The following is a 20,294-nucleotide window of genomic DNA, read 5'->3' as shown; positions in this document are numbered from 1 at the left end:
ATATTTTGTTTCCGGGTTATTTAAAATTTACTGTTTTCTGCAGCAGACAATACTTTTGACACCTGCTCAATTCTTTCTGCAACGGTGCCTTTGAGCATATGATATTTAAGATTTCTGGCCTCTAAATCTTCGATTATTATTTTTTGAAATACTTCTCTTTTAACCTCTCCGGATCTGTCCCAGGTATCATCATAAGGAATATCGGTATCACATAAAAAGATGATGTCGTGCCTGCTTTCTGCCGCTTTTGCTAAATTTTCCAGTTCCGGAAGAGCACTTCCATGATAATCCAGTGAAAATAAATAAGTCGTAATGGCATTGGTATCAGAGAATAAAAACCGATTGGATTGCAACACCAAAGCATCTTCTTTCCCGATATGGATTTCGGCTATTTTTAGAAGATCTTCTAAGGTCAGTCTTTTATTTATTTGATGCTTTTCCCAGTATTCTCTTCCATATTCAGGCATCCATTGGGTATTAAAGTGAACAGCTAATTGTTCGGTCAAAGTCGTTTTACCCGTTGACGGGGCACCCAGCAATACGGCTTTCGTAATCAAATCTTTGTAGATTTTAGGATGAACAAAGTCTTTGTACTGATAGGGATTCTCTCTGATTTTTGTCGCTGATACAGGAATGGTTTTGCGACTCACATCAACCTGCCTGTTTAAAGCTTTCAGCGCAATACTCATATGCTCACCATAAGGCTCACTCGAATAAAAATGGGAGATGGTACGATTGCCTAAAATGGATAAGACATAGTCTTCCTGAATTTTCATAATCTCAGCCGTATAACCCGTATCATTGGGCGAATTTACACCTTCAATGACCAAAATTTCCGGATATATTTCCCGTATCCAGCCTGCTCTGGTTGCCAGTGGAATATTTAGTACAGGATCATCATAAATCAGTACTATTAATTCATCAACCTCGCTAATTGCTGTTTCTATCAGGAACTGATGCCCTTTATGAAAAGGTGCAAACTTGCCCAGTGTTAACCCAACTTTATGTTTGTCTGTCATAAATAAATTCTTCTGTATGTGCTTTTTTCCATTCGAAGTAACCCACTATAGCCATAATCAGAAAAAGCACATACAATACTGTTGTAAAATATAAAGCTTTATAACCATATACGCCAATAGCAACCACATCAACTGCAATCCAGAATAACCAGGATTCCAATACTTTTTTTATCATCAGGTACTGGGCAACCAGGCTTGCCACCATTATAAAAGCATCCAGATAGGGACAAGCGGCATCGGTTCTGGTTTGCATAATATAGCCTACAAGCAGCGTTAGTACAACTGTTAAACCAATCCAGAAACTACTGTTCGTAATCAGGGTTACACGTAATGTTCCTTTATCGGAACCGCCATACTTCCAGCTGTACCATCCGAATACCTGCAGCACTATATAAATAATATGCAGGATCATATCTGAATACAATTTTGAGGTGTAGAAAACAAAGCAATATATAATCACCTGAATTAAACCAAAAAACCAACACCAGATATTTTGTCTGATCGTAAAGTAAACGGCCAAAAAACCGAAGATAGCGCCAAGTATTTCTAAAGTTGTATCCATAATTATAGATGCTAAGATATAATAATGAATTGAAACTTTTAATTGTTCCGAATAACATTTGATTTTTTGAAATGAATTACAGCCATAAAATACACTTTAATAGTTACAGGGCAGAAAATGGTTTAAAATTTGTTCCTCCCGGAACCAAAAATTAAAATCCCATCTCGTTAGAAATGGGATTTAAAAAGGATATTTGAAATCACGAGCTCTTTATCTAATTAATGACTTTAGGTAAATCGTAAAAGCTAATGATAACACCAGAACCGAAATGCGAATGGCATTTTTTACAAGTCTGTTAAAATGGAAAGATGGCAGCAATGTTTTTGTTTCAAAAAAGAAAGTAATAAGCTTTTTATAATCAGGCAGGATCAAAAATAAAACCCCTATTGTCAAGAGTATAGATTGAAGCAGTGCGCCGGCATTCATCTCATAAAAAATATTAATCAGCGTAAGATTAAAGAGTAAGGTAAACAGAATTAATGCTCCAAAAAGCAGTGTTTTCCTAAACAAGAGTAAAGTGCTGCCTATTATTTGAATGGAGGCTATTAAGATTCCGTACGTATGCGAATATCCAAAATAAAACCAGGTAAGCCACTCGCCTGTCTGCTGGTTCATAGCCCTGTTGGAAACTTCTTCCGGCACGACAAATTGAAGACCATAGTACTTTTTCCAGCCAAAACCAGCTAAATTGAAAGCTGTACAATAACGAATCCCCCCGTAAAGAAAGCCGAATATTTTTTCAGAATTAACTTTTTGCCTTCGTTCTAAAAAATGCCAGATAAACGGAAACAATAGGCTGCTTACTAAAAAAAATCCGATAACAGAAAACACCAACACCGGAGGGAGCCACGGAACATTACCTCCGTTACCCAGAAGTAACATTACGGCCGAAAACTCAAGCCCGAAGATGAAGGAAGTGATGCTTTTTTTAAATAATGAATTTGAAAACGCTAAGGAAAATGATTCTGACATGGTTTTTCGATTTTGAATTAATATCCCGCAAATTTGAATAGTAATCCTGTATGAATTGTTCCGATGTACCCTTTCGAACCTATTTTAAATTTCTATGGTTAACCCGTTTTACTGGCTTTTATAAACGCAGTTGGCGAATATCCTGTGCTTTTTTTGAATGTGGTATTAAAAGTAGTTTTGGAATTGAAACCAGATTCAAAAGCAATCCCGACAATGTTTAAGTGGTTACAGCTATCGGACAATAAAAGTTTTTTTGCTTCTTCAATTCTATATTTATTTATAAAATTATAAAAGTTATCCTGATTCCTTTCGTTGATCAGAAAAGAAGTTTCATTGCAGCTCGCCTGCAGCATCCCGGCAAGTTTCGGAAGGCTTAAATCATTTTCAAGATATACTTTTTCAATCTCCATAAGACTCTTCAGTCTGGCTTCCAGTTCAGTCAATCGGGCACCGGCAACTCTTTTAGGGCTGTCTTTTTTATACTCTTCAATAGTTGCCAATTCTTTTAATTCGATCTTGCTGTAACTAAAAACTTCTTCTTGTTTTAAGGAAAAAAAAGACAGAAAAAAAATGCTCAGTACATATACCAGAGGCGTATAGCTGATTAAAGATTTTAAATTAAAAAATACAAGATTGAGCCAGACTATCAGGATAATCAATACAATTAATAAATAAGACTTCAGCCAGTTCAGATTTACTTTGTCCAGAAGAGATGAAAACTGTTTTACATTTTTGATGTGTTTTTGCAACTTTATAAACGACAAACACCAATAAACGGCAGTCTGTAAGGGTAAAGCAATCTGAAGTATAAAAAATACAATTCTGCCGGTTTGATAGCTAAAATCTATATTTTTTCCGGTGATAAAAAACGGAATTCTGAAAATAAGAAAAATTAGGAAAGGCAGTAAATGCAACAAATCTTTCCTTTCCGTTTTTTTTTCAAAAGAGGTAAAGTACACTACGCTAAAGTAAAGTAAGGGTGCTGTCAAAAAACGCAATAACCCAATGATTTCAAATAATAGCGGATTCGTTAAGTGGAAATTTTGCGCAAATAAAGGTATTTCGAGAATCGCTAAGCACAGCGTAATCATAAATAATCCCAAACAAATATTAGCCCGTAAATTGACTTTCCGGGCTTTTGCTAAAAGCAAGCATCCTGATAAAAAAGCAGTACCGCTTGTAAAACCCATTAAAGTCGGAAAATTTATCATGCTCTATTTAATTTCGTATGATCTACAGATATTCAAATATATAAAAAGGAATTTTATATCTCTGTATTTGATGCTTTGGTAATTTCCAAAAAAAAACCGGAAAGAACCATAGGATAATAATGTAGTAGCTAAACCTAAACCTGACAGGTTTTAAAACCCTTCAGGCTTAATTTTCAATTAAATTCCAGAAACTTAGTATCGTTAAGATTATTTTAAACTTTTGTGTAAAATCAGGTGTGATTCCCTTCGATAAAACAATAAAGCTTATCATAAATAGTTCTATATTAGCTATAGTAAAAATGAAACCCTATTTTAAATCAATAAGAAACAGTATAATTGAAGCTTTTTTATGATATGCATGAGCAAGTTGTATGTTATATCATGAGAATATAAAAGTACTATAACTTAAAACAGAAAAAATGAAAAAAACAACAATTATCGCCCTGTTGGCAATTACTTTATTTTCCTGCAAAAAAGAAGAAAAAATTGAAAACACAGCACAAAAACCGCAAGTATCTGCAACTCCCGCCACAAATAGTGAAGCATCGTCAACAGAAATAAATTGGGATGACATCCCGGACTTACAGGATATTGGCAATTTCCCATTTATTACAGCTCCTGACGGACTGAAGATAGCCAATGAGAAAGATGGCGTTTCCGAGTTTTTTGATTACGAAACCATGGAAAACTATAATGGAAACAGTATTAATAGTACCGAGGGTAAATTAGGAATTTTAGTCTTTGAAGGTGCAGAAGGTAAAGATTTCAATCAGAAACTTTTTGATAAAAGTGTTTACGACTACCTCGACAAAATAGGTGCGAAAAAATTATATAAGGGTGATTTTCCGGAGGATGAAAACCAAAGAGCAAAACTGGAAAAAAATAGCTGGACCGGAAAACATCGTACCAGTGGTCTTCTAAGAGAAAGTGATGCCCCATTTGCTGTTTATGCATTTAAAAATAACGGTAAAAAGTATATCGTAAACATTCAATCCAATTCGGCACAGGGAAGTGTTTTTATAATGGAACTCAAGGATTTTGTACAAACCATAAAAAAATATTCGGCAGAACAAATGAAAATTGACATTGACAAAACGGGTAAAGCTATTTTGCACATCAATTTTGACACGGACAAAGCTACTTTGCAGCCTGATGGACAAAAAATTACAGCCGAAATTTTCGCATTACTTCAGGCAAATCCAAACCTTAAACTATCAATAGAAGGCCACACGGACAACTCCGGTACTGTTGCCAAAAATCAGAAACTCTCACTGGACAGAGCCCATACCGTAATGTATGATCTGGCAGCAAAAGGAATTGATATAAAACGTTTAAAAGCAACAGGATTTGGTTCTGAAAAACCTTTGAAAGAAAATAATACGGAAGCTAATAAAGCAGAAAACCGAAGAGTAGAACTCGTTAAAATCTGATCACCAAAATATAAAGCTCAAAATAATTACAAAGTCTTTTTCGCAATGAAAAAGACTTTTTTTTTTTTTCGAATAAAAAGCAAAAAAGTCTTCCGAAATCGTATGATTTCAGAAGGCTTTTATACCACTAAATAATAAAAAAAATGAATATTTTTAGTATGCTAAAATAAAGTTGAATTTGAAAAAATCACGGAGAAAGAGCTTGCAAAACACACTTCTATTTTACTGTATCTTGAAAAAAATTACAATGAATTTTAATTTCTGGGCAGGTAGATCCAAAAAGTGGTTCCCTCCTGCGGTTTACTGGTAAAATTAAGCACCCCGTTATGATTTTCTATAATACGCCGGCATAAAGCAAGTCCAATACCGTTACCACCATACTGGTCCCTTTCATGTAACCGTTGGAACATGTCAAATATACGACCTGAATACTCACTGTCCATTCCTATGCCATTATCTGCAATTGATATGACATCGTAGCTTCCTATTGGAGCCGCGATATCTACAGTAGCTGAATCTGCAGCGGACATTACCGCAGCGGTAATAGTTACAGTGGGTTGGGAAGTGTTGAATTTCAAGGCATTATTAATCAGGTTGTAAAATAGCTGGCGAAGCTGAGAATCCACACCCTCTACCAGAGGCATTGAGTCGATATGCAATACCGCATTCTTTTCTTCGATTACCATGCTTAAATCATCCAGTGTTTCCGAAATAATTTCATTAAGGTTCACTTTTAGCGGAGATTTATCGTTGTTGTTTATCCTCGAATAATTTAATACATCTGAAATTAAATTAGAAAGTCGGGCTGCCGCCATGGTAATCTTGTCAAAGTAATACAGCGATTTTTGCTCCTCTGTCAGGTGCTCTGCAGCACGGGAAAGCATAATACTGATTTTACGCAGCGGTTCCTGCAGATCATGACTTGCCACAAAGGCAAATTGCTCCAGTTCTTTATTTTTGAATTTTAACTTTGAATTGGCACTTTCGAGTTCAAGCTGAATCTCTTTCAGCTCCGAGTTGTCCTTTAGGGCTTCAACAACCATTTTTTGTGCATTGATATTAACAAAAGAAATCAGCCAGCTGCTAAATCTTCCGTCTTCCGCTTTATTCAGTACTATCGATACAACATGCCAGATATACGAAGAATCTTTTTTAATTCTGATTTCTGCAAAAAAATCAAGTCCATCCCTTCTGGCTTTGGACCAGCCTTCAAACAGATTCTGCACATCTCCGGAATGGATAAAACTACTTATGGTTTTCTTATCAAAAACGGTCAGCGGTGCGTGCAGGTATTCTTGTAGGGAGTTATTGGAAAGAAGTACCTGGTTTCGTTCATTCACCACACAGATTAAAACCGGAATTGTATCGGCTAATTTCCGGTAACGGTTCTCACTTTCCGCCAGCTTCTCTGAAAGAGCTATAAGTTCTATATTCTTCTTTCGGATCTCATCATAGGGAGACAAAGGCGGTTCATACTTGAAGTAATCCACCAGACTTTTTATTTTCACATCTGAAAGAAGTCCCGGAGCTGTTATGACCTGACTTAATTTGGTTATATACTGGTTGTCAGCATACTCATATTCCAGATTGCCGGAAATCTTTGAAGCATATTTATAAGCCTCCGGATTGCTCTTTTGCAGATCAACACTGTCTGTTAATACCGCCAGGATTTCTTTCTGATTGGATCTGATCACATTAATACCAATCACCAACAGCGAATTTTTACCATTGGAAATGGAACATCTTGCCACTTCAGACAACGCTGTTGAAAATCTGGTTTGCGCTGATACTGGCATACCGCACATTTCACCAATTTTCATCGAGCGCTTATGGGCCAGTATCAGGTCCATCTCATTGTCAAGATTTATTTTTAAAATTTCCTTCATAACCCTAAATTATTTTGCCAACCAGAACTGTTGCATCATCAGTTCCCCTTACATTGTCTTTGTACAGCGTAGCGGCAATCACACTCGGATTTTGCTTGATGATTGACGTTAAATCATTCAGATTCCATCGCGTACGCAATCCATCGCTGTGCATAACTATAATCTGATGCTTTTGATAAGGAACCAGAGTGTTGTTTAAAGTACGGGGAATGTTATGACCTATAATACCATTATAGGGCGTATAGGTTTTATTCTCCAGACCGTTATGAATACGGGTATTGATATTTCCGATACCGCAAAGAGACCAATGCTCTGATTTATAATCGGCACTGGCAATAGTAGCGACTAAGCCCCTTGTCTTTTTAACCTGATCATGGATCCCCCTTAAAATGGCACACGGATCACTATCTCCGGATTGTTTAAAAACTTTGATAGCCTGCTGAACAGCTTCTTGTGCATGCACGCCATGACCCAATCCGTCCCCTACGAAAATTTGAAAACCCCGTTTTGTCTGCTTAACGTAATATCCGTCACCACAGACTTTTTCTCCGGGATAATTGACACTCAAAGCGGAGAAATTCAGTTCATTTGTTGGAAGCGGAATTAAAAAATCAGACTTATCACAAATCTTGATATACTGAACAGTACCCCATCCTTTTATGGAATAAATCTGAAAATCATTGCTTAATCTTTTTATGGCACCCACTCCCTGTCCAAGTGTATTGGAAGTAGAATAGCCATCATTCATGATTTTTGCCGTGTTTTCAATTCCTTGTCCTTTATCCAGACAGTAAATCTCTATTTCATTATGATCATCGTTGAAATGTGCCCTGTAGAGTAATTCTCCTCCACTGGCATATTTAATAAGATTAGAAGTCAATTCTGCAACAATGATGTCAGTTTCAGCAGCCCTGTGAGGGGAAAAGCCCAGTTGTAAGGCTAAATTATGTATCTCTCTTTTTATAAAAGCAATTAAGCTTCTATCGTCAATTTTGTAAACGGAAAAAGTATTATCCATTTTTCCACTTTATTATAGTTACGGTAGTGCCGCTTCCTAATTCTGTTTGTATATCAAATTCGTTCACCAGTCGTTTTGTTCCGGGCAGGCCCAGACCCAGGCTTTTTCCGGTACTGTATCCGTCCTGCATGGCCAGTGCAATATCTTTTATTCCGGGGCCTTTGTCAATAAAAGTAACGCGTACGCCATTATCGCGTCCATTGCTCACTGACTCAATAATCACTTTACCGCCTCCTCCATATTTTAAAAGGTTTCGGACAAGTTCACTGGTGGCTGTAATTAATTTGGTCTGATTCAAAATACTCATCCCAAGTTTTACGCCATAGTCCTTTACACGATTGCGCAACGGAACTACATCCTGCTCTTTTATGATCAAAAGCTCTTCTTTATTGTTCGTCGTCGTCATATACTTGCTCCTCTTTATCGCCATTGTACATTTTCGCGCGAAGCAGATCCATGCCTTTTTCAACATTTAAGGCGCTGATAACACCATTCAAAGACAATCCGAGTTCAACAAGTGTAATGGCAACTGCAGGCTGCATGCCCACTACCACTGTCTGGGCATCCATAATTTTTGACATAACCGCTATATTTCCCAGGATTCTTCCCATGAAAGAATCAATTATAGAAACCGCTGATATATCAATCAAAACACCTTTAGAGCTATGCTTATTTATAGTATTAATCAAATCAGACTCCAGGTTTTCTGCCAATTGGTCGTACAGGTCAACCTGTATGGTAACCAGCAGAAAATCCCCCATCTTAAGTATAGGAATTCTTTCCATAGTAATTTAGTTATGCTATTATTTTCTTTTTACCACGGTAAGCTGAAGCATATCAAAAGCCGTTTGAAGTGCACTTGCGAGTGAAGCCTTAGTAATGATACCTGTAAGATCTATTCCTAAATGTACTACCGTCTGTGCAATCTCTGGTCGGATACCACTAATGATACATTCTGCACCCATTAATCTCGTTGCACTTACAGTCTTTATCAAATGTTGCGCTACCAGTGAATCTACCGCAGGTACGCCCGAGATATCAAGTATTGCTATAGAACTTCCTGTATCTACTATCTGCTGTAAAAGATTTTCCATTACAACCTGTGTTCTTGAACTATCCAATGTTCCAATGATAGGTAAAGCTACAACACCATCCCAAACCCGTATAACCGGAGTTGAAATTTCGCTGATCTCGTCTATTTGTCTTGAAATAACATCTTCACGTCCTCTCATATACGATTCGAATGTCAGAATGGTCATATTGTCCAAAATAGTGCTCAACTGTAAATTAGCGTGGTACAATGTAGCAGCATCCGGTTCAATGTCTGAAAGAATTTTTGAGGCAGCCTCCTTGAAGGTAATTAAATACTGGGCATTCTCACGAGGTGAAAAACCGCGTCTTCCTCTTGAACTTGAAATTCCGATAAGCAAATCATGAACTTTTTCAAATTCCTCCGAATCGCTATTTCCATTTGAATGCTGTAAAGCATTGAGTAAAAGCGCTGTAAATTCTTTTGATTCTTCCTCCTCCGTGGTACCATCAGTTGAACCATTTTCTATAAGAAGTTGCGACCATGTAGCCAATAATTTGTTTTCATGCTCTTTCAAGCTTCCCAGAATGTTATTTTGCATTTGTTGTGATATTTTGTGGATAATTATGTAAACAAATATATACAAATTAATCCAGCGAATTTTTGAATTTATAAAAAATGCAAACTGAATAATGCATTTAAACTTAAAATTTACCAACTCCTAAAATAGTAGGAAAGCAAGTATTTAAGACATTTTTAGTATAGCGTCCAAAGGCACATCACATTTTTTGATTTTTAGAATTGAAACAAATTATTTTTTATTTTTTTTTTGTTACAGAAATTGAAACAAAATTATTTTTTATTTTTTTTGTTACAGAACAAAATGAATTTTCTCTAATGCCACCAGATTTACATGTTAATTCAACAACAAATTCAATTTTTCCTGTAAGTCTAAACCTGCAGACATGCTTTAATTTTAGGATATTAAAAATCTAAAAAAATATAGTCATGGAAAATGTAAATAATTATAATAGCGAAGATCTTCAAAAATGCCCGTATCATGCTCAGCTGAACACTATGGCAGACGATAAAAATCAGAATGAACATGTTAACACTGGTGACTGGGAAGATGGAAGTGACGAGGACGGCACAGATCCGGATCGTTATGAAGAAGAAAAAGAAGAAGGAAATAACAATTCAGGCGGCGCCGGAAGCACCGGAAGTGCCGCAACCAACAGTTAAGATTTCTTATCACTTAAATACAAATACGATGATTACAGATAACAACAGAAATTATGATCCGGACGAACATAATTCTACCGAAGACAATCAAAGTTATACCGAGCAATACGAACAGGAGAAACTTGGTGACGAAGATACACAGGAGGAGCAATTTTTAGATTCTAATCAGGATGCCCAAGGCGGTGATTATCTTGATAATGAATTCTCTAACGCACTGGAAAGAGATGATGAGGAAAATACCGAAGAGGATTTTGATGACAGCGAGCTGGAAGAAGAGGAAACTGATGCCAATGATCTCGACGATGATCTTGTAGAAGATTATGATGAAAATGACCGTGAGCCTGATCCTGAAACTTTTAGTGATGACAGTCTGAAAATAGATTAAAAAGCTTCAAAACAGAAAAAAACCTCTGTAATAACCGTTACGGAGGTTTAATTTTAGGATTAGAAATGAATTGGAAAACTATTTTAAAGATTGTAAAGCAGATGAAAATTTAGCAATCCTTCCTAAAAATTATATAAAATCTGCTGTAACAGAAACGGTACCTTTAAAACAATCTAAATGGACCAAATTAGGTGAATGATAAGCTATTAATTTAAACTGATTTATATGAAATCCCAAAATTACATTTATACGTACGAGGATTCTGCAAGTGATATGACATCCTATGAAGAACAACTGTTATTGAATTATGATGATTATCTCGAGAGCGGTTTTGTTCCTCCCCTGACCGCCAGCAACCACTACAACTTAGAACCTGGAGAGCTGGAAGAAGACCTTGAGGATGATCTGGAATCAGAGTATGATGAAAATGACTGGGAAGAAATGGATGATGAGAATGAAGAAGATCCCGGAACTTTTCTAATGATCAGGTAAAACCGAATGCAGATATGTTTATGAAGTCGATGAGAAACGCATCGGCTTTTTTGCATTAGTAAAAAAATTGCTTTTGAATTCTGCCCGTTATTGAAGCAATAGTTTTAAGAGGATCAATACTATACAATTTCCCTATCCGGCAGCTTCGTTTTGTTGGGCAGGAAATCATTTCAGCAGCAAAAATTACTGGTGGTAAGGGGTTCACTATTCTTATTTAAAAATACTTACCGTATCTGTAAGTTCGGCCTTATGGATAAATGCTTTGATAAAATCCTGAACTTCATTTGTATTTTCAGGCGCTGTCTCAAAATAATTGATATGAAATTCTTCATCCTGATCGTCAATATGAATGATCTCCGTGTACCCATTGGAAATTAAGCTCCCTTTTAATTTAATAATATCGAATTGCTGTTGACTGTTTAACTCCTTACGAACCTGTAGTTTTATCGCTTTTTCCATTTTTAATTATTTAAAATTAATCTTCATTCCTTACTTTATAAAATTAGATAATTTATAAGTTGAAAAAATCACTTTAACACACTCTCAGGAACTATTTATTAACAATCAAATCAACAACAAAGTTATACGTAAAGTATTGGCGGGATTTCCCATTTAATCTCTAATTTTTCGTTCCGATCTGGAAATTGAGCTGTTTTAAACAGCACAGCATAATGTAATCCGGAAGTTATTGAATCAGCTTTTTTATCATTCCATTAAAAATAAAGCCATGAAACGGAAGTACCGAGTACCAGTACAACTTGCCCATTATGCCTCTCGGTTTAAAGGTAGCGGCCTGATATAAGGTTGAATTGATAATTTTAAATTCAAGCCATGCTTCACCGGGCAGTCTCATTTCGGCATACAGGGTCAGTTTTCCTTCCTTTTTATTGGCGTATACGACCCGCCAAAAATCGAGTGCATCACCGGCATGTATTTCATTTTTATGCGTTCTTCCCCTTCTGGCGCCGACACCTCCGAAAATCTTATCAATAAAGCCACGCAGATCCCAGAGCCAGTCGGCATAGTACCATCCTGTTTCTCCGCCAATAGACCAGATCTTCGAAATGGTATAATCCCTGTCTATGATTTCCCTTTTTCTTCGATCAATAAAACAGTCCTTTTTGGGAACTTTAAGATAGCTGGAGACATTTCCTTTAAATTGTCCGCTTACCATGGAATCTTTCCAACTTGAAATTATCGCATCTTCATTAATTTTTATCAAAGCTCTTTCAAGTGCCTGCTTGTAAGTCATAGGTTTTATTCCCAGCAAGTCATTGATTCGTTTGTCACTGCATATTACTTCCACTTTCATACTGCTTACCAGAGCCGACGCAAGTTTAAAGGAGGTTGAGGTTACAAAATAGAGCCAGTAAGAGGATAATTTCGGAGTCATCACCGGTACCGTATAGATGTATCTTTTAAGTTTTTTTGCCTTTGCAAACTCCAGTAACATTTCTTTATAGGTTAGGATGTCCGGACCTCCAACATCAAAACTCTGATCATAGGTTGCAGGATTTAGCAGCGATCGGAGTAAGAATTCCAAAACATCAGTAATAGCAATCGGCTGACATTTGGTATTGAGCCATTTTGGCGTAATCATAACCGGGAGCTTATTTACCAAATCGCGTATAATTTCAAATGATGCGCTTCCCGAGCCCACAATAATTCCGGCTCTGAGGGTCGTGCTGGCCATTATTCCCGTTTGTAAAATTTGCTCGACAGCTTTTCTTGAAGATAAATGTTTAGACAACGATTTATCGTTAACAATTCCGCTGAGGTAAATAATCTGCTTAGCCGTAGTTTTATTTAATTTTTCAATAAAATAATTGGCGGAAATACTTTCGAGTTCATCGTAATTGGCAGCGGAACCCGACATGGAATGAATTAAATAATAGGCCGCATCAATATCATCGGGAATGTTTTCCAGACTTTGCGGATCCAGAAAATCAACTTCAATGACTTTTACATTTTTTGAAAATTCTTCCGGATAATAAAACCTGTTTTTATCTCTTACGCAGCAAATTACTTCGTGCCCTTTATCCAGTAACAAAGGTAAAAGTCTCTTGCCGATGTAACCTGTTGCGCCTGTTAAAAGAATTTTCATATTGCTTGTTGTTAAAGTCTAAAGGTAACTAATCCATAATCCATTTGAAAAACCTGGCCTGATATTGATCCGGCATCTTTTGAAATCAGGTAATTTACCATTTGAGCCACTTCCTGCGGTTTCAAATAGTTTTTCATCGGATGGCGCTCGATCATATTTTCTTTCATACGGTCATTTCGTAAAATAGAAGCCGACAACGAAGTTTCCGTAATAGTCGGTGCAATGGCATTGATGCGCACTACCGGAGCTAATTCTGCACCAAGTGATTTTACCAGTCCCTCTACCCCCGCCTTTGCCACAGCAATACTGGCATGAAAAGGCATTCCCAGTTTTGCGGCAACTGTACTGAATAAAACAATTGACGGATTTTCTGATTTTTTTAAGGCAGGCAGATAGTGCTGAATGGCTTTTACCGCGCCAATCACATTGATCTCAAAATCATTCCTGAAATCGTCAATGCTCAAACTTAAAATCGGTTTTAGAGTAATAGAACCCGGACAATAGATGAGCGTATCGATATTTTCAATTTCAGGCAGTGCATCCTGAAGCACATCAGCCTGAAAATGAACGAGATTAGGATGCTCGATATCCGGTACTGTCCTGCTGATATTATAAACAAAATGATGCTCCAGCTGCTGCAGTAAGACAGCACTGCCGATTCCTTTGCTTCCACCGATAATTACAATTTTATTCATTTTTTATCTATTTGAGTTGATGATAGGTCAGACTGATGTAAGTGAGGTATTCTTGCCACCACAATGAATACCAGATATTCATTACTAATTTTTACTACAATCTGATTCAATTTTAGCTTATGAGTACCTTAAATGTTAAAGGTAATGAATGTTTAAACATTTTTACATAAAGTTAAACAAAATAAAAATCTTTTTTATTTAAATTAGCTGTTGCTATACTTTATAAGATTGTTGTGAGTATTCATTTCAATGGTCTGCTTTCAATACTAAAAATAGAAAGACAAACAAAAAGCACTGGCAATTATACTTTAGTTGAAATTGTGAAACAGTTAACTAAAGTAATGTAAAGAATTACAAAAAAGAATTAATTAGATTCGCTGATAAAAACAAAAAATCACTATGTACCAAAACCCGAGGCTTTTGAATGATATAGTAGACTCTCTTTCCCTGCCTGTTGGAGTATACGTGGGAGATAATTTAAAAATCGAGATTGCAAATCCTGCCATGATTAAGACATGGGGAAAAGGAGATCAGGTAATTGGAAAAAATTACCTTGACGTTCTTCCGGAAATTCTGGATCAGCAAATTTTTGATGAGGCACTGACTGTATACAAAACCGGAATTCCTTTTCATGCCAAAGATAAAAAAGTAGATTTAGTTATCGACGGTGTAATGACCGATCATTATTTCAACTACAGTTTTATTCCCCTTTTTGATGAAAAGGGAAATGTATACGGTATACTTAATACAGGAGCTGATGTCACGGATTTGCATCAGGCCAAAGAGCAGCTGCAAAGTTCAAATGAAAAACTTACTATGGCAATAGATGCCTCCGGTATGGGAACCTACGAAATAGACCTGGCAACAAAACAAATTAAAACCTCCGGAAATTTCAACTCCATTTGGTCTGTTGACGGGGAGATAACCAACGAAGAACTGATTGCCAAACTGCATCCGGATGATCTGGCTGTGCGCGAAAAAGCGCATGAAGAAGCCCTGATTACAGGAAAAATAAGCTATGAAAGCAGAATCCTCAACGAGGACCAATCTGTAAAATGGACAAAAATTAATGGTAAAATTATAAAGGATGAAAATGGTACTCCAAAAACTATTATAGGCATCATTCAGGATATTCAGAAGCAGAGAGCATTTGAAGAAGAGTTAAAAAGAAAGGTTGACAATCATACCGAAGAACTACAACGTTCCAATAATGATCTTCTTCATTTTGCAGGTATTGTAAGCCATGATTTAAGGGAACCTGTTCGGAAAATTAAAATTTTCAATACCCTTTTAAATAATGAAAAGAAAGCCGGGTTTTACAAAAGTTCAAGAAAGTATATTCATAAAATTGACCAGTCTGCAAACAGGATGGAAAATATTATAGAAGGCATATTAGCTTATTCTACCCTGGACAAAACAATCCAGCCTTTTGAAAAAATAGATCTCAATGAAATTATTGAAAATATTAAAACAGACCTGGAGCTTATTATAAAAGAAAAAGGTGCCATCTTAACCACTTGTGATCTTCCTGAAATGGAAGGCGCGCCCATTTTAATCAACCAGCTTTTTTATAACCTGATTCAGAATGCACTGAAATTCTCAAAAGCAGATATGCCGCCCAGAGTAATTATCAGCTGTTCCGACGAAAAGATCAATGGCGTTGATTTTGTAAAAATCACCATCAAAGATAACGGTATCGGACTTGATCCGGCTTTTAATGAAAGGATTTTCAATGCTTTTGAAAGACTGCATTCCAAAGATCAATATGAAGGAAATGGTCTCGGTCTTGCTCTTTGCAGAAAAATCGTAAAAAGACACAATGGAACAATTACTGCTATTGGCGAAAAAGACAATGGGGCTGAATTTATAGTAACATTGCCTTTAAAACATACAAACAACCCTATCTAAAGCAGCTGGCATTTGCAGTAATCCTTTTTTTTTGCTAGTTTAATATATTTCAATTTAAGCCAGTACTGAAATTTAAACTACGGTCAATTATAATTTGTATAACGATCAGCAGTCCAAACGATCAGCATGTCGTTAAAACAGGATTTTCTAAATTTAAATCCAAATCCTGAGAAGCGATAATCTATTGTGCCGCTACTTTTTACAATGCTAAAAAAGACTAAAAAACTATCCCTGTACATTTAGAATCATTCTACTGTTTTTCACTTCGTCTGCTATAAATTTTAAACTAATTTTATTTCGAAATTAAATAGAATTCAGAACAAAGATACTGCTGAAAATTACCTTCATTCGGAAAACAGCTTATTTGTGTTACCAGAATCTTTTAGTACAAATTTTGAAGCTGTAACTAATTTAAGTAACTGCTAAAGTACTACTTATGGAAATTGAAAATCATTACATCAATAGAAGTGGCTGGCTTAGGGCAGCTGTACTGGGGGCCAATGACGGAATTTTATCGACAACCAGTTTAGCGATTGGAGTGGCAGCAACAAGCGTAACCAGAGAACCTATTTTACTTGCAGCAGTTGCCGGACTGGCAGCCGGGGCACTTTCTATGGCTGCCGGTGAATATGTATCGGTAAGTTCGCAGGCCGATGTGGAAACTGCTGATCTGAAACGCGAAAAATTAGAACTTCAAAATAGGCCTGAATCTGAGCTTGAAGAGTTAACCCTGATATATAAAGAGGACTAAACAAAGCATTAGCCAGACAGGTCGCGATCGAATTAACAGCTCATGATGCGCTTGGCACTCATGCCCGTGATGAATTAGGGATTAATGAAATCACAAAAGCCAATCCTTTAATGGCCGCATTTGCATCGGCAGCATCTTTTATTATTGGAGGTTTACTGCCTTTGTTGGTAGCTATTTTCGCTCCTTTAAAAGAAATGGTGGTGTATCAATACGGATTTTCGATTCTCTTTTTAGCCTTATCGGGAATACTGGCTGCGAAAGCAGGCGGGTCACAGACTCTGAAAGCTGTTTTACGTATCTGCATCTGGGGCACTTTTGCGATGGCAATGTCTGCATTGGTTGGTTATCTTTTTGGGGTTCAGACCACTTAAAAATAATAGCTGTTTTATCAGATCAAAAATTAATCGAATCTTAAGCAATTAAAAAAAATAAGATCCGTAACAAGTCGTTATTTCGTAAGTGTCTAAAAACAAACTGCAAAATGAAATTAATTACCTTGTTTTTATTAGTAACAGTGCTCCCGATAAACTGGGAACCTGATTTTAACAATGCCAAAAAAATCGCGAAAGAAAAGCACGAATTAATATTGCTGAACTTCTCCGGATCGGACTGGTGCGGTCCCTGTATCGTACTTCGAAGGGACTATCTTGAAAGTCCCGTTTTTACAGAAATGGCTAATAAAAATTTGTTGCTTGTAAATGCTGATTTTCCAAGAAAAAAGAAAAATATCGGCACCGCTGAACAGGTTAAACGTAATGAGGACTTAGCAGAAATTTACAATAAAGAAGGAAGCTTCCCTCTTACCCTGCTTCTTGATGCCGATGGAAAAGTTCTTAAAACCTGGCATGGAAAACCGGAAACTACTCCGGATGAGTGGACTGCCGAAATAAAAGCGATTTGTGACAGCAAAAAGTAACATACTGAAAAATCAAAAATATTCGCAATCCCTCAAACTCATGGGGAACAACTTTACTATTACAGTTGTAGCGGAAAATGAGGAAATCGCAAATAAAAATATTGAGCTTGCGATTGAAGAAATCAGAAGAATTGAAAAACTGCTGACTACCTATAAAGAGGACAGCCAGACCAACCTGATCAATGAAAATGCGGGTATTGAACCTGTAAAAGTAGATCCTGAGGTTTTTAATCTCATTGAAAGAGCTATAGGCATTTCGGGAATTACACAGGGCGCTTTTGATATTTCGTACGGAAGTATCGACAAAAGTCTTTGGAATTTTGACAAATCCATGACCCAACTGCCTGATGCTGAAACGGCTTTAAAAATGGTACATCTTATTGATTATCGAAATATTATCCTTAATAAAGAAAACACAACGGTATTTTTAAAAGAAAAAGGCATGCGGATTGGTTTTGGCGGTATCGGAAAAGGATATGCCGCTGAAATGGCGAAACGAATCTTAATCAAAAATAATATTCAGAGTGGTATAATCAATGCCAGCGGAGATCTGTGCGCCTGGGGTTTACAGCCAAACGGTAAAAAATGGACCATTGGTGTAGCAGATCCGGACTCGCCCAATGCAGCTTTCTCTTATATGGAAATCTCTAATAAGGCCGTGGCAACATCCGGAAATTATGAAAAGTTTGTCACCATTAATGGCAAAAAATATTCACATACCATTGACCCCAAAACAGGATTGCCAATAACCGGAATAAAAAGTGTTACCATTATCGCTTCCAATGCAGAATTTGCAGATGCAATGGCCACTCCAATTGCGGTTATGGGAATCAGGGCAGGTTTGTATTTAATAGATCAGATACCCGATTTATACTGCATTATAATTGACGACAATAATAAAATTTACACATCCAAAAACATCCGTTTAAAATGAAAAAGCCAAAGCAAAAAATCCCTGCATTGTTCTGTACCGCTGCTTTTACAGTCCTTCTGCTTACCTCCTGCACTTCGGTAAAGGAATACCAGAAAGGAAAAATCAACGATTCTGAAATGGTGCTTTCCAACAGGAAAATAGAAAAAACGGAACTCAGTTTTCAATCCTACCGCGAAGGAGCTTCCGGAGCTAACTCAGGAAAAAGCGGCGGTGGCTGCGGCTGTAACTAATTTTCACACGCTTAAAAAATGAAAAGAATATTCATAACAGGATTTGCTTTATTGGCCTTATTTCAGGTAAAAGCCCAGAATGTCACTACTGATTCAACGAGTTACAAAAGCAAAAAATTAAAGGTGGAAGAAGTAAATTTAGTTTCGAGCTATTACAAACAGGACGGAGACAATTCAGCCGTTACGGGAGGAATTGGTTCCGAACATCTTACGGATATCGCGAATACTATTGATGTTAAACTGGTGAAATATGGTGAAACCGGAATTAAACATACCTTTGATATTGAAGCCGGAATCGATCATTACACTTCTGCCTCATCAGATATGATCGATTTAAGTGCCAATTCATCTGCTTCTTCTTCAGACAACAGATTTTATCCTTCCTTAACTTATTTAAGAGAAAATGAAGAGAAAGGAAGAACATTTGCTGTAGGAGTTTCATCATCAACCGAGTTTGATTACCAGTCTTTTGGAGGAAATATTAGTTTCTCACAAAAAACGAAAGACAGAAACGGAGAATTTACAGCCAAATTTCAAACCTTTATGGATCAGCTCAAACTCATTGAGCCTGTTGAACTTCGTGCTCCCGGAAGCGAAGGCTACGATAGTGCCAACAGAAATACTTTTGCCGGAACTTTAAGTTATTCGCAGATTGTAAACAAGAAACTGCAGGTACTGATAGTGGGTGATGTGATCAGTCAAAATGGCTATCTCAGTCTTCCTTTTCACAGGGTATATTTTGCAGATAGCTCCGTACATCAGGAAAAAATGCCGGATACCAGACTTAAAATTCCTTTGGGAATAAGGGCCAGTTATTTTTTAGGAGATAATGTGATTATTCGTGCTTATTACCGCTATTATTCAGACGATTGGAGTTTAAAAGCTCATACTGCTGATCTTGAAATTCCGGTGAAGTTAACTCAGGCTTTTTCATTGAGTCCATTTTACAGATATTATACCCAGAGTGGAACAAAGTATTTCAAGCCTTATGGTGAACATACGGCCGCAGCTGAATTTTATACCAGTAACTACGATTTATCTAAGTTCGACAGCAGCTTCTTTGGAATGGGCATGAAATTCACACCTCCAAATGGAATCTTTGGTCTTAAACACTGGAATACGGTAGAGGTTCGTTACGGTCATTACACCAGAACTACTAATATGACATCGGATATTATCAGCATCAATATAAAATACAAATAAAAGTAAGCTAATGAAAAGTGGGAATCGGAATAGTATTCGTTTCCTTCACAAAAAGGAAAATCTCCGATTCCTGTATTCAGGCAGCTTGAAATATATTCCGGATGAATGTTTTGTTTTTGCATTTACAAAATCGAACATTCATCCGGAATATTTGTTACCTCTTTCTTCAATTAAATTGGTAACAAATTTTATCGCTGCAATTTGAATAGCATTAATTACCTGACTTAAAAATGACGAGGATAAGTGAGCCAATTAAAAATTTCAGTACTTTTATGGTTCAACAACCTGTCTTTCTAAATCAGGCAA

General features: G+C 36.7%; 21 protein-coding genes and 1 pseudogene. 10 read left to right on the top strand and 12 right to left on the bottom strand.

Annotated features, from left to right (window positions below; translation table 11 throughout):
• Positions 1 to 20 precede the first annotated feature (20 nt).
• From EV142_RS08080 to EV142_RS08065, 4 genes are all read right to left on the bottom strand, one after another.
• Positions 21 to 1,019: an AAA family ATPase gene (locus tag EV142_RS08080; RefSeq protein WP_132034280.1), complete on the bottom strand. Its 999-nt coding sequence runs from the start codon at positions 1,017 to 1,019 to the stop codon at positions 21 to 23.
• The gene (pnuC, locus tag EV142_RS08075; protein ID WP_132034278.1) at positions 1,003 to 1,581 is read right to left on the bottom strand and encodes a nicotinamide riboside transporter PnuC; all 579 of its coding nucleotides are present in this window, start codon (positions 1,579 to 1,581) and stop codon (positions 1,003 to 1,005) included. Before pnuC ends, EV142_RS08080 begins: the two co-directional genes overlap by 17 nt.
• 210 nt (positions 1,582 to 1,791) lie before the next feature.
• Positions 1,792 to 2,553 (bottom strand): hypothetical protein, encoded by a 762-nt coding sequence (locus tag EV142_RS08070; RefSeq protein ID WP_132034276.1) that lies wholly within the window; start codon positions 2,551 to 2,553, stop codon positions 1,792 to 1,794.
• Positions 2,554 to 2,651: 98 nt separating this feature from the next.
• Positions 2,652 to 3,764, bottom strand: coding sequence for a helix-turn-helix domain-containing protein (locus EV142_RS08065; RefSeq protein WP_132034274.1), 1,113 nt, complete (start codon positions 3,762 to 3,764; stop codon positions 2,652 to 2,654).
• A 419-nt stretch (positions 3,765 to 4,183) separates the two neighbouring features.
• Between EV142_RS08065 and EV142_RS08060 the strand changes: the two genes are divergently transcribed.
• Positions 4,184 to 5,194, top strand: a complete 1,011-nt coding sequence (locus EV142_RS08060; protein WP_132034272.1) for an OmpA family protein — start codon at positions 4,184 to 4,186, stop codon at positions 5,192 to 5,194.
• 254 nt (positions 5,195 to 5,448) lie between these two features.
• On the opposite strand, the gene EV142_RS08055 is transcribed toward EV142_RS08060, so the two are convergent.
• From EV142_RS08055 to EV142_RS08035, 5 genes are read right to left on the bottom strand one after another with little or no spacing between them, the layout of a single operon-like run.
• Positions 5,449 to 7,080: a sensor histidine kinase gene (locus tag EV142_RS08055; protein ID WP_132034270.1), complete on the bottom strand. Its 1,632-nt coding sequence runs from the start codon at positions 7,078 to 7,080 to the stop codon at positions 5,449 to 5,451.
• Positions 7,081 to 7,084: 4 nt separating this feature from the next.
• Positions 7,085 to 8,098 carry a SpoIIE family protein phosphatase gene (locus EV142_RS08050; RefSeq protein WP_132034268.1) on the bottom strand — a complete coding sequence of 338 codons (1,014 nt, stop codon included), beginning with the start codon at positions 8,096 to 8,098 and terminating at the stop codon, positions 7,085 to 7,087.
• Positions 8,091 to 8,504, bottom strand: a complete 414-nt coding sequence (locus EV142_RS08045) for an anti-sigma regulatory factor (protein ID WP_132034267.1) — start codon at positions 8,502 to 8,504, stop codon at positions 8,091 to 8,093. The genes EV142_RS08050 and EV142_RS08045 overlap by 8 nt, the downstream gene beginning before the upstream one ends.
• Positions 8,485 to 8,883 (bottom strand): STAS domain-containing protein, encoded by a 399-nt coding sequence (locus tag EV142_RS08040; protein WP_132034265.1) that lies wholly within the window; start codon positions 8,881 to 8,883, stop codon positions 8,485 to 8,487. Before EV142_RS08040 ends, EV142_RS08045 begins: the two co-directional genes overlap by 20 nt.
• 18 nt (positions 8,884 to 8,901) lie before the next feature.
• Positions 8,902 to 9,729, bottom strand: a complete 828-nt coding sequence (locus EV142_RS08035; RefSeq protein WP_132034263.1) for an STAS domain-containing protein — start codon at positions 9,727 to 9,729, stop codon at positions 8,902 to 8,904.
• Positions 9,730 to 10,136: 407 nt separating this feature from the next.
• Here EV142_RS08035 and EV142_RS08030 point away from each other — a divergent pair, with 407 nt between their 5' ends.
• The 3 genes from EV142_RS08030 to EV142_RS08020 all read left to right on the top strand — a co-directional run bounded on the left by EV142_RS08030 (position 10,137) and on the right by EV142_RS08020 (position 11,247).
• On the top strand, positions 10,137 to 10,370 hold the full coding sequence (locus EV142_RS08030) for a hypothetical protein (RefSeq protein WP_132034261.1): 234 nt from the start codon (positions 10,137 to 10,139) through the stop codon (positions 10,368 to 10,370).
• A complete protein-coding gene (locus tag EV142_RS08025) occupies positions 10,294 to 10,755 on the top strand; it encodes a hypothetical protein (RefSeq protein ID WP_158286310.1) in 462 nt (153 codons plus the stop codon). The genes EV142_RS08030 and EV142_RS08025 overlap by 77 nt, the downstream gene beginning before the upstream one ends.
• A gap of 225 nt (positions 10,756 to 10,980) precedes the next feature.
• Complete coding sequence (locus tag EV142_RS08020; protein ID WP_132034257.1) at positions 10,981 to 11,247, top strand: hypothetical protein; 267 nt, start codon at positions 10,981 to 10,983, stop codon at positions 11,245 to 11,247.
• Between the two features lie 210 nt (positions 11,248 to 11,457).
• Here the strand turns inward: EV142_RS08020 and EV142_RS08015 are convergent, their stop codons facing one another.
• The 3 genes from EV142_RS08015 to EV142_RS08005 form a co-directional block, all read right to left on the bottom strand.
• Positions 11,458 to 11,706, bottom strand: coding sequence for a hypothetical protein (locus EV142_RS08015; RefSeq protein ID WP_132034255.1), 249 nt, complete (start codon positions 11,704 to 11,706; stop codon positions 11,458 to 11,460).
• A 226-nt stretch (positions 11,707 to 11,932) separates the two neighbouring features.
• Positions 11,933 to 13,351, bottom strand: coding sequence for an SDR family oxidoreductase (locus EV142_RS08010; protein WP_132034253.1), 1,419 nt, complete (start codon positions 13,349 to 13,351; stop codon positions 11,933 to 11,935).
• 11 nt (positions 13,352 to 13,362) lie between these two features.
• Positions 13,363 to 14,046: an SDR family NAD(P)-dependent oxidoreductase gene (locus EV142_RS08005; protein WP_132034251.1), complete on the bottom strand. Its 684-nt coding sequence runs from the start codon at positions 14,044 to 14,046 to the stop codon at positions 13,363 to 13,365.
• A 420-nt stretch (positions 14,047 to 14,466) separates the two neighbouring features.
• Here EV142_RS08005 and EV142_RS08000 point away from each other — a divergent pair, with 420 nt between their 5' ends.
• The 6 genes and pseudogenes from EV142_RS08000 (at position 14,467) to EV142_RS07975 (ending at position 19,988) form a co-directional block, all read left to right on the top strand.
• The gene (locus EV142_RS08000; protein ID WP_238698671.1) at positions 14,467 to 15,954 is read left to right on the top strand and encodes a PAS domain-containing sensor histidine kinase; all 1,488 of its coding nucleotides are present in this window, start codon (positions 14,467 to 14,469) and stop codon (positions 15,952 to 15,954) included.
• 436 nt (positions 15,955 to 16,390) lie between these two features.
• Positions 16,391 to 17,076 (top strand): annotated as a pseudogene (locus tag EV142_RS07995) (VIT1/CCC1 transporter family protein).
• A 110-nt stretch (positions 17,077 to 17,186) separates the two neighbouring features.
• Complete coding sequence (locus EV142_RS07990) at positions 17,187 to 17,621, top strand: thioredoxin family protein (RefSeq protein ID WP_132034247.1); 435 nt, start codon at positions 17,187 to 17,189, stop codon at positions 17,619 to 17,621.
• Between the two features lie 40 nt (positions 17,622 to 17,661).
• A complete protein-coding gene (locus EV142_RS07985; protein WP_132034246.1) occupies positions 17,662 to 18,555 on the top strand; it encodes an FAD:protein FMN transferase in 894 nt (297 codons plus the stop codon).
• Entirely contained in the window at positions 18,552 to 18,785 is a 234-nt protein-coding gene (locus EV142_RS07980) for a DUF4266 domain-containing protein (protein WP_132034244.1), read from the top strand. The genes EV142_RS07985 and EV142_RS07980 overlap by 4 nt, the downstream gene beginning before the upstream one ends.
• Before the next feature lie 18 nt (positions 18,786 to 18,803).
• Complete coding sequence (locus EV142_RS07975) at positions 18,804 to 19,988, top strand: DUF3570 domain-containing protein (protein ID WP_132034242.1); 1,185 nt, start codon at positions 18,804 to 18,806, stop codon at positions 19,986 to 19,988.
• Positions 19,989 to 20,294: the final 306 nt, after the last annotated feature.

Origin of the sequence: Flavobacterium circumlabens, from assembly GCF_004345565.1 — a bacterium.
GTDB classification, from domain to species: domain Bacteria; phylum Bacteroidota; class Bacteroidia; order Flavobacteriales; family Flavobacteriaceae; genus Flavobacterium; species Flavobacterium circumlabens.
The sequence above is the reverse complement of the archived record's forward strand: the minus strand, read 5'-3'. Positions and strand labels throughout refer to the sequence as shown.

Excerpts from the sequence above, each read along its gene's own strand:
- pnuC (WP_132034278.1), bottom strand. The coding sequence starts at position 1,581 with ATGGATACAACTTTAGAAATACTTGGCGCTATCTTCGGTTTTTTGGCC.
- EV142_RS08055 (WP_132034270.1), bottom strand. The coding sequence starts at position 7,080 with ATGAAGGAAATTTTAAAAATAAATCTTGACAATGAGATGGACCTGATA.
- EV142_RS08010 (WP_132034253.1), bottom strand. The coding sequence starts at position 13,351 with ATGAAAATTCTTTTAACAGGCGCAACAGGTTACATCGGCAAGAGACTT.
- EV142_RS08070 (WP_132034276.1), bottom strand. The coding sequence starts at position 2,553 with ATGTCAGAATCATTTTCCTTAGCGTTTTCAAATTCATTATTTAAAAAA.
- EV142_RS08080 (WP_132034280.1), bottom strand. The coding sequence starts at position 1,019 with ATGACAGACAAACATAAAGTTGGGTTAACACTGGGCAAGTTTGCACCT.
- EV142_RS08040 (WP_132034265.1), bottom strand. The coding sequence starts at position 8,883 with ATGGAAAGAATTCCTATACTTAAGATGGGGGATTTTCTGCTGGTTACC.
- EV142_RS08020 (WP_132034257.1), top strand. The coding sequence starts at position 10,981 with ATGAAATCCCAAAATTACATTTATACGTACGAGGATTCTGCAAGTGAT.
- EV142_RS08045 (WP_132034267.1), bottom strand. The coding sequence starts at position 8,504 with ATGACGACGACGAACAATAAAGAAGAGCTTTTGATCATAAAAGAGCAG.
- EV142_RS08065 (WP_132034274.1), bottom strand. The coding sequence starts at position 3,764 with ATGATAAATTTTCCGACTTTAATGGGTTTTACAAGCGGTACTGCTTTT.
- EV142_RS07985 (WP_132034246.1), top strand. The coding sequence starts at position 17,662 with ATGGGGAACAACTTTACTATTACAGTTGTAGCGGAAAATGAGGAAATC.
- EV142_RS08025 (WP_158286310.1), top strand. The coding sequence starts at position 10,294 with ATGAAGAAGAAAAAGAAGAAGGAAATAACAATTCAGGCGGCGCCGGAA.
- EV142_RS07980 (WP_132034244.1), top strand. The coding sequence starts at position 18,552 with ATGAAAAAGCCAAAGCAAAAAATCCCTGCATTGTTCTGTACCGCTGCT.
- EV142_RS08035 (WP_132034263.1), bottom strand. The coding sequence starts at position 9,729 with ATGCAAAATAACATTCTGGGAAGCTTGAAAGAGCATGAAAACAAATTA.
- EV142_RS08060 (WP_132034272.1), top strand. The coding sequence starts at position 4,184 with ATGAAAAAAACAACAATTATCGCCCTGTTGGCAATTACTTTATTTTCC.
- EV142_RS08050 (WP_132034268.1), bottom strand. The coding sequence starts at position 8,098 with ATGGATAATACTTTTTCCGTTTACAAAATTGACGATAGAAGCTTAATT.
- EV142_RS07975 (WP_132034242.1), top strand. The coding sequence starts at position 18,804 with ATGAAAAGAATATTCATAACAGGATTTGCTTTATTGGCCTTATTTCAG.
- EV142_RS07990 (WP_132034247.1), top strand. The coding sequence starts at position 17,187 with ATGAAATTAATTACCTTGTTTTTATTAGTAACAGTGCTCCCGATAAAC.
- EV142_RS08005 (WP_132034251.1), bottom strand. The coding sequence starts at position 14,046 with ATGAATAAAATTGTAATTATCGGTGGAAGCAAAGGAATCGGCAGTGCT.
- EV142_RS08015 (WP_132034255.1), bottom strand. The coding sequence starts at position 11,706 with ATGGAAAAAGCGATAAAACTACAGGTTCGTAAGGAGTTAAACAGTCAA.
- EV142_RS08030 (WP_132034261.1), top strand. The coding sequence starts at position 10,137 with ATGGAAAATGTAAATAATTATAATAGCGAAGATCTTCAAAAATGCCCG.